General features: G+C 63.9%; 9 protein-coding genes and 2 pseudogenes. 4 read left to right on the plus strand and 7 right to left on the minus strand.

The annotated features are described in order from the left end of the window. Window positions 1-57: 57 nt before the first annotated feature. From IVA82_RS42240 to fliI, 3 genes are all read right to left on the minus strand, one after another. Window positions 58-603: a sigma-70 family RNA polymerase sigma factor gene (locus tag IVA82_RS42240; RefSeq protein ID WP_148737230.1), complete on the minus strand. Its 546-nt coding sequence runs from the start codon at window positions 601-603 to the stop codon at window positions 58-60. A gap of 322 nt (window positions 604-925) precedes the next feature. Beyond that, the gene (gene fliJ, locus IVA82_RS42245) at window positions 926-1,345 is read right to left on the minus strand and encodes a flagellar export protein FliJ (protein ID WP_247382391.1); all 420 of its coding nucleotides are present in this window, start codon (window positions 1,343-1,345) and stop codon (window positions 926-928) included. A 120-nt stretch (window positions 1,346-1,465) separates the two neighbouring features. Continuing rightward, on the minus strand, window positions 1,466-2,791 hold the full coding sequence (gene fliI / locus IVA82_RS42250) for a flagellar protein export ATPase FliI (RefSeq protein WP_247382392.1): 1,326 nt from the start codon (window positions 2,789-2,791) through the stop codon (window positions 1,466-1,468). 414 nt (window positions 2,792-3,205) lie between these two features. Here fliI and IVA82_RS42255 point away from each other — a divergent pair, with 414 nt between their 5' ends. From IVA82_RS42255 to IVA82_RS42270, 4 genes and pseudogenes are all read left to right on the plus strand, one after another. Beyond that, a complete protein-coding gene (locus tag IVA82_RS42255) occupies window positions 3,206-3,907 on the plus strand; it encodes a response regulator transcription factor (RefSeq protein WP_015688285.1) in 702 nt (233 codons plus the stop codon). A 301-nt stretch (window positions 3,908-4,208) separates the two neighbouring features. Next, complete coding sequence (locus tag IVA82_RS42260) at window positions 4,209-4,613, plus strand: DUF350 domain-containing protein (protein ID WP_247382393.1); 405 nt, start codon at window positions 4,209-4,211, stop codon at window positions 4,611-4,613. Window position 4,614: 1 nt separating this feature from the next. Then, window positions 4,615-5,008: pseudogene (locus IVA82_RS42265) on the plus strand (hypothetical protein). Between the two features lie 3 nt (window positions 5,009-5,011). After that, entirely contained in the window at window positions 5,012-6,172 is a 1,161-nt protein-coding gene (locus IVA82_RS42270; protein WP_247382394.1) for a glutathionylspermidine synthase family protein, read from the plus strand. 235 nt (window positions 6,173-6,407) lie between these two features. On the opposite strand, the gene IVA82_RS42275 is transcribed toward IVA82_RS42270, so the two are convergent. From IVA82_RS42275 to IVA82_RS42290, 4 genes and pseudogenes are all read right to left on the minus strand, one after another. After that, window positions 6,408-7,280, minus strand: a complete 873-nt coding sequence (locus IVA82_RS42275; protein ID WP_247382395.1) for a protein-glutamate O-methyltransferase CheR — start codon at window positions 7,278-7,280, stop codon at window positions 6,408-6,410. Continuing rightward, window positions 7,277-8,467 carry a chemotaxis response regulator protein-glutamate methylesterase gene (locus tag IVA82_RS42280; RefSeq protein WP_247382396.1) on the minus strand — a complete coding sequence of 397 codons (1,191 nt, stop codon included), beginning with the start codon at window positions 8,465-8,467 and terminating at the stop codon, window positions 7,277-7,279. The genes IVA82_RS42275 and IVA82_RS42280 overlap by 4 nt, the downstream gene beginning before the upstream one ends. Window positions 8,468-8,541: 74 nt before the next feature. Continuing rightward, window positions 8,542-8,907, minus strand: coding sequence for a response regulator (locus IVA82_RS42285; protein WP_007600538.1), 366 nt, complete (start codon window positions 8,905-8,907; stop codon window positions 8,542-8,544). A 69-nt stretch (window positions 8,908-8,976) separates the two neighbouring features. After that, window positions 8,977-9,099, minus strand: a pseudogene (locus tag IVA82_RS42290) (chemotaxis protein CheW); the annotation flags it as partial.

Genomic DNA, 9,099 nt, shown 5'->3' on the forward strand with positions numbered 1-9,099 from the left:
CCCCGCGGGAGAGGTGGCGTGAGAACGCCGCGCTTGCATAGTCACTCTCATCATCATCTAAAGTCCGAGGCACTCCCGGATATCCAACATGCTGCGCCGGAGCCACGTCTTCACGGTGTTGACGGGCGCGGCGAATTTCTCCGCCAATTGCTCACGGCTCCAGCCGTTGTAATAGGCGAGAAGCACGAGCCTCTGACGGTCCGGCTCGAGCCGGCCGATGCATTCCAGGAGCCGCTTCAACTCCTCGGACATTTCCCGCCGCGCCAGCGGATCGGGACTCTCGGCAGCGACCTCCATCGCCTGGGGCTCTTCCTCGATCGAGACTTCCGTCTTCTTGCGCACGACGTCGATAGCCCGGTTGCGCGCGATGGACGCCATCCACGTGATCGGCGATGACAGCGCCGGATTGAACTGGCCGGCGCTGTTCCAGATCTTGACGTAGGTCTCCTGAATGACCTCCTCTGCGAGATCCTGTCGGCGTAAGATACGAAGCACGACGCCATAGAGTTTCGCGCGCGTGGCGACGTAGAGCCGCTCGAACGCGGCCTGATCACCCTTCGCCACCGTCCCAATCAGCCCGACCAGCTCTGCTGGCGTCAGCATTCAGTCCCCCAACGCGCGGCCCCGTCGCTTCCTTCACCTCTCCCCGACGGGGAGAGTTCGATTTGCGCAGCAAATCGGGTGAGGGGGCCCGGGGCTAACGGGAGACCGTAACCCCTCACCCGGCGCTCCGCACCGACCTCTCCCAAAGCGAGAGGTGGACACACTTCCGCCGCTGGCACCGCTTTCATCCTTGCTACCATAGCGCGCAGCAAAGCTCGCCACCAAGGGGCGGGCGCGCCACACTGTGGACAGCAAAGACGAAAACCCGGACCTTGCGGGTCCGGGTTTTCAAATTCTCGGCGGCTTGGCCGCTGGTTGCGCTTTAGGCGATGGCCCCCATGCGGGCACGCATCAGACCGATGCTGTCGAGATCGGCCTGCTCGCGGGCGCTTTCCTCGGCCCGTTCGCGGGCCTGGTCGCGCTCATCCAGGAGCTCGACCTTCTTCAATTCCTCGAAGGCGTCGCCGAGCGCGGCCTTGGCTTCCTCGAGCTGGCCCTTCAGCTCGTCGGCCGAGCGGGTCAGGTTCTCGCGGCGCTGGATCGCGGCCTTGGCATAGGTCGGATAGGCAAAATGCGAGGGATCATTGATCCCGGCGCGGTCCTGCTCGGTCTGGATCTCCCGTTCGAGATCGACCGACATCCGCTGGAAGTCGGCAATCATGGACTCGATCTGGGCGACCCTGCGGCGCTTCTCGTCGACCTGAAACTTCTTCAGGCGAATAAGGGTATCACGTGACTTCATCGACTCGTACTCCCCAGAAGTCCCTTGGCTGCACGTGGGACAACACCGGTCTCCCCACAGGGCCGATTTGGGCCCAGACCGGCTTGGCTACTCTGTGGATCGGATGATGACGGGACAAAGTTAGCGTTCCGTTTCCAAATTGCCGAGGATTTGCGCCAACTGCCGGTAGCCGTCGGCAAGCGAGGCGCTTTCGTCCTTGCGCTGACGCAGGAAGGCCTCCAGCGGCTCGTGCAGGCGGATCGCCTCGTCGACCTCGGGGCTGGAGCCGGCCCGGTAAGCGCCCAGCCGGATCAGCTCCTCCATATCGGCATAGGTTGCCATCACCTGGCGCGCCCGCTGGATGGTCGGCCAGAACTGCGGATCGGCCGATTTCGGCATGGTGCGGGAGACGGATTTGAGGATGTTGACGGCAGGATAGCGGCCGCGCTCCGCGATCGAGCGCTGCATCACGATATGGCCGTCGAGGATGCCGCGGACGGCGTCCGCGATCGGCTCGTTATGATCGTCACCGTCGACCAGCACTGTGAAGATCGCGGTGATGGCGCCGACGCCGAGGCCAGGGCCAGCGCGCTCCAGAAGCTTCGGCAGCTCGGTGAAGACGGTCGGCGTGTAGCCCTTGGCGGTCGGCGGCTCGCCGGCGGACAGCCCGATCTCGCGCTGGGCCATGGCAAAGCGCGTCACCGAGTCCATCAGACAGAGGACGTCCTGATCCTCGTCGCGGAAATATTCGGCGACCGCGAGCGTCAGATATGCGGCCTGCCGCCGCATCAGGGCCGGCTCGTCCGAGGTCGCGACCACAACGACGGAGCGCGCCAGGCCCTCCTCGCCGAGGTCGTCCTGCAAGAATTCCTGCACCTCGCGGCCGCGTTCGCCGATCAGCCCGATCACACTGACATCGGCATCGACGTTGCGCGCGAGCATCGAGAGCAGCACCGACTTGCCGACGCCGGAGCCCGCAAAAATGCCCATGCGCTGGCCGCGGCAGCAGGTGAGGAAGGTGTTCATCGCGCGCACGCCGAGATCGAGCGGGGCACCGACGCGCTTGCGCGAATGCGCCGGCGGCGGCGCGTTGCGGAACGGCATCGGCGAGGTGCCTTGCGGCAATGGCCCCTTGCCGTCGATCGGCTCGCCCAGCGCATTGACGACGCGGCCGAGCCAGGCCGCACAGGGCCGCACCTGGTTGGCGGCATTGGCGATGACCGCCTTGCAGCCGCGGCGCACGCCGTCGAGCCCGGCAAACGGCATCACCACGGCATTGTTGCCGGAGAAGCCGATCACTTCGCAGGGGATGAAACGGTTGGCGCCGGTCTCGATCACGAGGCGGGCACCGACCGACATCGCGTGAATCGGGCCGGCCACCTCGACCATCAGGCCGCGAACGCCGACCACGCGGCCATAGATGTTGACACCATCGATGTCGCCGATCTGCTCGGCCAGAGCCTTCATAAGAGTGGGGTCTTCATTAAGGCCTTCATCAATTGGAGCTTCATGGCCCAAACCTTAAGTTTCGCCATATTTCTGAACGGCGCTTAACTTCGTGTTTACCCGCATCGTTAATCATTGCGTCACTGTCTTTGTGACTGAGCGCGATTCCCCTTCAGAAGAAGGCTGAGTCGCGAGAGTTCGGTTAGGCCCGTCTCTTAAAGTGGAACTTGAACGGTATCGGGTGACGAAAGCTGCTTCACGCGCAAGACCTTAGGGCGATTCGACAAAAATTGCACCAAGGGGACTTGCGTTCCAGAATCAGAGTTTGTTAACCATCTGTCGTCAGGATCCGAATCAGTTGTTCAAAGGCGTTTTGTTGAGTGCCGCGAATGCGGCCGACCTGACGCCCAGGAGCGGCGACTATGGGGAACTGGCATGCGCGTTTTGCTGATTGAAGATGACAGCGCCGTCGCGCAGTCGATCGAGCTGATGCTGAAGTCTGAGAGCTTCAACGTCTACACGACCGATTTGGGGGAAGAAGGCGTCGATCTCGGTAAATTATACGATTACGACATTATTCTCCTCGACCTCAACCTGCCCGACATGTCCGGCTACGACGTGCTCAAGCAGCTCCGGGTCTCCAAGATCAAGACACCGATCCTGATCCTCTCCGGCCTCGCCGGCATCGAGGACAAGGTCAAGGGTCTCGGCGTCGGCGCCGACGACTACATGACCAAACCCTTCCACAAGGACGAGCTGGTTGCCCGCATCCACGCGATCGTGCGCCGCTCCAAGGGCCATGCCCAGTCGGTCATCCAGACCGGCGACCTCGTCGTCAACCTCGACACCAAGACGGTCGAAGTCGGCGGCCAGCGCGTGCATCTGACCGGCAAGGAATACCAGATGCTGGAGCTGCTCTCGCTCCGCAAGGGTACGACCCTCACCAAGGAAATGTTCCTCAATCATCTCTATGGCGGCATGGATGAGCCGGAGCTGAAGATCATCGACGTCTTCATCTGCAAGCTCCGCAAGAAGCTCGCCAACGCCTCCGAAGGCCGCAACTTCATCGAGACCGTGTGGGGCCGCGGCTATGTGCTGCGCGAGCCGCACGAGCAGGAAGAGCGCATTCCGGCCTGATCGATTTACGTCGCGAGCCCTTCGGGGCTTGCTCCTCCCAGCCTGGACCCCGCCGCAAATGGCGGGGTTTTGTTTTTTGAGGCTCTTCTCCCTCTCCCGCTTGCGGGAGAGGGCGGGGTTGAGGGTGTCTCCGCATCGGGAGAGCCTTCGTGTTGAGAAAGCCCTCACCCGGCGCTTCGCGCCGACCTCTTCCGCAAGCGGAGAGGTCGCACCGACTGTGCCGATACACTTCACCCACCTCTAAGATTTGAACCGCTATCCTCCTGCCGCCGACGAATGGTCGCTGCACGATGGGGGAACGATGATCCTGCAATCACTCGCCGGCCTGCCCGCCTTCCTGGTCTATTTCTGCACCGGACTGATCGCGATCGTGGCGTATCTGTTCGTCTATACCCGCATCACCCCGCACACCGAGTTCCAGCTCATCCGCAACAACGACCCGGCGGCGGCGATTGCGCTCGGCCTCAGCCTGCTCGGCTTCGTGGCCCCGCTGGTCAGCGCGATTGCCCATTCGGTCAATGTGCTGGACTGCCTGATCTGGGCCACGATCGCGCTGATCGTCCAAATCGTCGTGTTCTTTCTCGTCAAGGTGCCGGTGCCGAACCTTTCGGCGCAGATCGCCGCTGGCGAGCTTGCACCGGCGATCTGGCTCGGGCTGTCCTCGCTCGCCGCGGGCCTCCTGAACGCCGCCTGCATGATCTACTGATATGGCAGCGAAGCCTCCCAGCAAACAGTTCGGCAAGCGCGGGCCGGTGCCTCCGCCGCCAACACCGCCGCGAGAACCTGTGAAACGCTCCGGCCAGGTTGCGCTGCTGGTGATGGGCACGATCGCGGTCGGCACCACCGCCTACACGCTGATGCCGCGGCAGAGCTGCGAGCCCCCTCCTCCCGGAACGGCGCCGGCGCAGACGAGCACCGCATGCAGCAGCCGTAGTTCTTCGGGCGGCAGCGGCGGCTCGCGATGGTCGTCACGATCGAGTTTCTTCAGCACCGATTCCTCCGGCCATTCGTCGTCAGGGACACCCGTCCGATTCGGGCTCCGGTAGCGTGAGCCGTGGCGGCTTTGGTTCGTTTGGCCACGGCTTCTCCGGCGGCGGCTGAGACATGCGACGCATCGTCTGCCGCGAGCGCGACGACTGGCGGCAGACCGCCGAACAATGCGGCTTCGCATTCCACACCATCGACGGCGAGCGCTATTGGGATGAGCGGGCCTACTACGCCTTCACGCTCGACGAGATCGAGCGCGGAATCGAGACGCCGACCGGCGAGATCGACGCGATGTGCCTGGAGCTCGCCGGCCGCGTCATCGGCGACGAGCGCCACCTGCGGCGATTGAAGATCCCGGAGGCGTTCTGGAACCTGATCGCGGCGAGCTGGGCGCGTGACGACCGCAGCCTCTACGGCCGGCTCGACCTGAAGTTCGACGGCAAAGGCCCGGCGAAGCTGCTCGAATACAACGCGGATACGCCGACCTCGATCTTCGAGGCCGCAGTGTTTCAGTGGACCTGGCTGGAGCAGGCCATCGAACGGCGCCTCATTCCGGCGCGCGCCGACCAGTTCAACTCCATCCACGAGCGGTTGATCGAAACGTGGAGGACGATCGGCGCGGGCCGCCATCTACATCTCACCGGCACCACAGGCAATGACGAGGACGCCGGCACGCTGGCCTATCTTGAGGACACCGCGCGCCAGGCGGGGCTATCGACCACCTTGCTCGACATCGAGCACATCGGCTGGCACGATGAGGCCGGCGGCTTCGTCGATTTCGATGACCGCGACATCGCGCTCGCCTTCAAGCTCTATCCCTGGGAATGGATGTTCCACGACGCCTTCGGCGCAAAGCTCGACCAGGCGCGGACATGCTGGATCGAGCCGCCGTGGAAGGCGGTGCTCTCCAACAAGGGCATCCTGCCGCTGTTATGGGAGATGTTTCCGAACCATCCCAATCTGCTGCCGGCCTTCTTCGAGGACGATCCGCGCGCTGGCGAACTCGGCAGCTCCTACGTGCGCAAGCCGCTGCTGTCGCGCGAGGGCGCCAATGTCACGCTGGTCTGCGGCGGCGCGCCGCTTGACGCGCACGCAGGCCCTTACGGCACTGAAGGCTTCGTGCAACAGGCGCTCGCGCCGCTGCCGAACTTTTCAGACTTCTATCCGGTGATCGGAAGCTGGCTGGTGAACCATGAGCCATGCGGCATGTCGATCCGCGAGGACGAGAGCCCCATCACCGGCAACGGCTCGCGCTTCCTGCCGCACGCGATTTTGTGAGACTTGCTTTTTCTTCTTTCTCCCCTTGTGGGAGAGGGGGGCGCGAAGCGCCGGATGAGGGGTTGCAGCGGCAAACTCAAATCGTAAGAGACGGATTCGCGGAGAGAAGCCCCTCACCCGTCTCGCCGCTACGCCATAGCCGATGCGAAGCATCGGCGTTCTAAGGACGGCGGCCGAAGGCCGCCTATGCCACCCTCTCCCACAAGGGCCCACAAGGGGAGAGGGAAATAAGAGATCACCGCGCCGCGGCGATCTTCAGCGGCTGCGGCATCAATCCGCCCATCGGGCGTCCGGAGCGAACGGGATTGAGCTGGTAGAGGCCACGGCGGTCGGCGACGGGACGGAAGGCATCGGTGATGCCGACGACGGATTCGGCAGCACCAAGCAGCAGCGTGCCATCGGCCTCCAAACACTTCGACATGCGCTCGAAGATCACCGCCTTGGTGTCCTGGTCGAAATAGATCAGCACGTTGCGGCAGAAGATCACGTCGAACATGCCGAGATGAGAGAAGTCCTGCAACAGATTGAGCTGGCGGAACTGCACCATCGAGTGAATGTCGGCGTTGAGCTGCCAGATGTCGCCCGACTGCGTAAAGTATTTGACCAAGAACCCGATCGGCAGGCCGCGCTGCACCTCGAACTGGCTGTAGACGCCGGCCTTGGATTTCTCCAGCACTTCCTGCGACAGATCGGTGGCGACGATCTCGATGCGCCAGCCGGCGAGAGAAGCGCCCATCTCCTTCAGGCACATCGCGATCGAGTAGGGCTCTTGTCCCGTCGAGGAAGCGGCCGACCAAATGCGAAGCGACTTGCGCGCCGCGTGCGCCTGGATCAGTCCGGGCAGGATGGTCTCGCGCAGATGATCGAACGGGATCTTGTCGCGAAAGAAGAAGGTCTCGTTGGTGGTCATCGCCTCGACCACGCTGCTCGCAAGCCGGCCGTCCCCGTTCCTGATCTTGAGGACGAGATCCGGAATGCCTGAAAGGCTCGCCTTTCGGGCCAGCGGCAAGAGCCGGCTTTCGACCAGATACTGCTTGTCGGCGGAGAGATCGAGACCGGAGCGCTCTTTCAGAAACTTGCGCAGATACTCATAGTCCATGGGCGTCACGAGCGGTCTCCCGCGAACAGGCGGGTGACCTTGGAGCCGATCTGGTTGAGCGGCAGGATCGCCGAACAGATGCCGGCATTGGCGGCGGCGCCCGGCATGCCCCAAACCACGCTGGAGGCTTCGTCCTGGGCGATGACGCTGCCTCCCGCGGCGGCGATGTCCTTGGCGCCGCGCATGCCGTCCGAGCCCATGCCCGTCAGGATCACGGAGAGGATCGCGCCATGCCAGATGTCGATGGCCGAGGTGAAGAGTGGATCGACCGCGGGCTTGCAGAAATTGACGGCGGGACCGTCATCGAGCGAGATCGCAGCGTCCACGCCGCTACGCACGACGCGCATGTGTCTGCCGCCCGGCGCCAGATAGATGCGGCCCGGTTTCACCGGTTCGCCGTCGACCGCCTCGCTCGCCGGCTTGCGGCTCGAGCGTGCCAGATGCTCGGCAAGAATGGTGGTGAAGGTCGGCGGCATGTGCTGGGTGATCAGCACCGGAACGCGGTCGATCACCGGACCGAGCTCGGTCACGAGCAACATCAGCGCCTGCGGACCGCCGGTCGAAGAGCCGATCAGCAGGACTTTTGGTGCCTGGGTCGAGAACGGGCGTGTGACCAATGACAGCGACGACGCAACATGCGCGGCGGGTGCCGGCGCTGCAGGCCGCGCAACCGGTCCGCGCGCGGCGGGAGCTGGGCTGGCGGGCGCCACCGGCGGGCTTGCGACCGCAGCCCTCCTGCGCAGCCGCGCACCGAGATGGCGGATCTTCTGGATCAGATCGTGGTGAAAGATGTCGGCGGCGGACGCTTCGCGGGTCGATTCCGGCTTCGGAATGTAGTCGGCAGCGCCGAGCGACAGCGCCTTGAAGCTGATCTCCGCGTTGCGGCGGGTCAGCGTCGAAGCCATGATGATGACGAGATCGCGCTTCTTCGCCAGCAGTTGCGGCAGTGCCGAGATGCCGTCGAGCTCGGGCATTTCGATGTCGAGCACGGCGACGTCGGGGTTGATGCGTTCGATCTGGTTGACGGCCTCGAGCCCGGTGCGCAGCGAGGCTGCGACCTCCATGTCGTGCTCGGCGCCGACCCAGCGCGAGATCAGACCGCGAATGACGACGGAGTCGTCGACGATCATCACGCGTAGCGGCCCGGCTTCGCGCGACGGGCTCGTGGTCGAACTACCTGCGAACGCAACACTCATTACTCACCAACTCAGACTGAAACGGTACAGTTAAAACAAGCGCCGGGGGCTCCGTTCGGCCTTCGGACGGTCGCTCAGATGAGCCCGACTTCCTGGAACTTGGCGGTCACGATGTCCTTGTCGAAGGGCTTCATGATGTATTCGTTGGCACCGGCGTGCAGGGCGCGCGCGATGTGCGCGACGTCGTTCTCGGTGGTGCAGAACACCACCTTGGGCTGGTCGCCGCCTGGCATGCGCCGGAGATGGCCGAGGAACTCGTAGCCGTCCATGACCGGCATATTCCAGTCGAGCAGCACCGCGTCGGGCAGGCCGCGCTTGCAGGCCTCCAGCGCCTTCTCACCGTCCTCGGCTTCGAGAATCTGGAAATCGAGGCCCTCCAGGATCCGGCGCGCAACCTTGCGGATGACGCTGGAATCATCGACGACGAGACAAGTTCGCATGTGAACCTCTGCTTCCTCCCCTTTTGTGGGGGCACTACCAATTGCGAGTCCGGCGGCGATGCCGCCGTATCAGGCCGCCATCATCTCTGGCGCGAGTTCGAGGACGCGATCGACGTCGAGGACGACCATGAGCTGTCCGTCGAGGCGGTGGACGCCGCCGGCGAGCTTGGCCATGCGGGGATCGAGGTTGAC

Source organism: Bradyrhizobium sp. 142 (assembly GCF_023074015.1).
In the GTDB taxonomy this organism is placed as follows: domain Bacteria; phylum Pseudomonadota; class Alphaproteobacteria; order Rhizobiales; family Xanthobacteraceae; genus Bradyrhizobium.